The following is a 1,545-nucleotide window of genomic DNA, read 5'->3' as shown; positions in this document are numbered from 1 at the left end:
TATGTAACAGAAGTCATATTGCCTCAGTACAAAGGCGAGTTAAAGCTTTTAGATGGCAAAAATGATGATAATCAAGAGCAGTCATCTGCTTATGACAGAAGCATTTACAGACCTCTTGATACATCTCATACCGTTATGAATGATAGCGTTCCTTTTTAAACAGAAGGTGCTTTAATGGATAGTAAAAAGAAGTCTAGGGTTAGTACAGAAGAATCTGAACCCGTTTATATGCTTACAGAGAATGATATAGAGCTGTTAAGAGATTGTATGTCATCTACATCAATGAGTTATTACAGTATAGTGATGGGTGCTTTATTGAGTACACTTTTCATTCTGCTCTTAAAACTTTCTTGGGATCAAAGTCACTTAAAACTTAAGTTAGGTGTTGCTGCTGTAATATGCATTTTAGTGGTTTTATTGTTCTTTTTAAATCGAATTTCATGGTCAAGATCAGAGAGAATTTGGCAAGATATTAAACAGACATCTGAGGACATAAGTGAAAAAAAATAAAAAAAGGGGACGCCCTAAAATAGCAGGGCAGGTAAGAGAACCAAACGGACGTATATCACGTTGCAAAACACCGCGTGAAGCCGTTGATAAATTGGCAATAGAAATGCGTGCAAAACGCTTTGGTTTAACGCTACAAGAGGCAAAAAATCCACTTTCTGGTACCTATATCGGGCGGCTTTGCTTGCAAGGCGTGCTTACACAAGAGCAATATGACGCCGCCCAGCAATATCTACAGATAAGAAACGATTACCTTTGTGCAAAAGGCTTGCCTAATGCGATTTATGACGAAATGCCGTCATCATCTGATGATAAGGCAAGAGATAAATGGGTAGCATTTGCAACAGAGCAGTTTATCAACACGCAAGAGGCACTAAAAGAAGCCCAATGCCTCTATAGACAATATAACCTTTATGCAGCGCTACAGTGCCTCGTTATAGAAGATCAAATGCTACCCCACCTTGTGAATTCACTGCGCGTTGCTCTTAATGTGCTTCAGAAACATTTTGATCGTTAGGTTTACTGGCAATCAGATTCTAATCTTCTTCATATTTTTCTTCTGAAAAAAATATTGTATATCTTAAATAGTTAATTGTATTTTTTGCCTCCTTAATTTCATCTTTTAGTTTTTCAATTTCAGCTTCTGAATCATAAATTTCATCTTTTAGTTTTTCAATTTCAGCTTCTGAAGCAGAAATTACATCTTTTAACCACCCAATTTGATATTCTGAATCATTTTTTAACGTCCTAAGTTCATTCTTTTCTTGTAAAAGACTATATTCGTAACAAGCAATAGCAATAATTGCTATTATAAAAGCAGTCCATAAGCTAATGATATCAAAATACCAAACTAGTAATATTACTAAAAACATCTTTTTTCTTTATTTAGGAGAAAATTTCACATCGGATTTATATTGATTCTACAATTGCATCAATATGTATCGTTTTCTTATTGACAAATTGTAGCAAATCGTATTTAATGACATTGCTGTACTTAGGCGTATTGTGTCTAGAGAGGGAAATGTACAGTTCAAAATC

The 1,545-nt window shown here is 34.8% G+C and carries 3 protein-coding genes and 1 pseudogene; 3 read left to right on the top strand and 1 reads right to left on the bottom strand.

Annotated features, from left to right (window positions below; all coding sequences use genetic code 11):
* From ACFINZ_RS09555 to ACFINZ_RS09545, 3 genes and pseudogenes are all read left to right on the top strand, one after another.
* Positions 1-159, top strand: a pseudogene (locus ACFINZ_RS09555) (single-stranded DNA-binding protein); the annotation flags it as partial.
* Between the two features lie 15 nt (positions 160-174).
* Positions 175-510, top strand: coding sequence for a hypothetical protein (locus ACFINZ_RS09550; RefSeq protein WP_375607479.1), 336 nt, complete (start codon positions 175-177; stop codon positions 508-510).
* Positions 497-1,024, top strand: a complete 528-nt coding sequence (locus ACFINZ_RS09545) for a hypothetical protein (RefSeq protein WP_375655585.1) — start codon at positions 497-499, stop codon at positions 1,022-1,024. Before ACFINZ_RS09550 ends, ACFINZ_RS09545 begins: the two co-directional genes overlap by 14 nt.
* A 19-nt stretch (positions 1,025-1,043) precedes the next feature.
* On the opposite strand, the gene ACFINZ_RS09540 is transcribed toward ACFINZ_RS09545, so the two are convergent.
* On the bottom strand, positions 1,044-1,379 hold the full coding sequence (locus ACFINZ_RS09540) for a hypothetical protein (RefSeq protein WP_375655583.1): 336 nt from the start codon (positions 1,377-1,379) through the stop codon (positions 1,044-1,046).
* Positions 1,380-1,545: the final 166 nt, after the last annotated feature.

The sequence above is a fragment of the Bartonella sp. AA81SXKL genome (assembly GCF_042196945.1).
Lineage (GTDB): Bacteria > Pseudomonadota > Alphaproteobacteria > Rhizobiales > Rhizobiaceae > Bartonella.
Note: the sequence above shows the minus strand (reverse complement) of the source record. Positions and strands in the feature narration are given on the sequence as shown.

What these genes read in the sequence shown, in the direction of transcription:
- ACFINZ_RS09550 (WP_375607479.1), top strand. Translation starts at nt 175, where the DNA reads ATGGATAGTAAAAAGAAGTCTAGGGTTAGTACAGAAGAATCTGAACCC.
- ACFINZ_RS09540 (WP_375655583.1), bottom strand. Translation starts at nt 1,379, where the DNA reads ATGTTTTTAGTAATATTACTAGTTTGGTATTTTGATATCATTAGCTTA.